At 51.8% G+C, this 224-nt stretch carries 1 rRNA gene; it reads left to right on the plus strand.

The window, feature by feature from the left end:
- Positions 1-104, plus strand: a 16S ribosomal RNA gene (locus tag KI367_RS27025); the annotation flags it as partial.
- Positions 105-224: the final 120 nt, after the last annotated feature.

Consider the following 224-nt stretch of genomic DNA (forward strand, 5'->3'; position numbering starts at 1 on the left):
GTGGGGTAACCGCAAGGAGCCAGCCGCCGAAGGTGGGGTAGATGATTGGGGTGAAGTCGTAACAAGGTAGCCGTATCGGAAGGTGCGGCTGGATCACCTCCTTTCTATGGAGTACCTCGCTTCTGAGCGAAGCGGTACAAATATGATCTCACTCGTTGGTCAGTTTTGAGAGTTCAAACTCTCGCATACGATTTCCAGAACTTGCTTGGTGACAAGAAGTGCTG

The sequence above is a fragment of the Paenibacillus cookii genome, assembly GCF_018333375.1.
In the GTDB taxonomy this organism is placed as follows: Bacteria; Bacillota; Bacilli; order Paenibacillales; family Paenibacillaceae; genus Paenibacillus_AQ; species Paenibacillus_AQ cookii.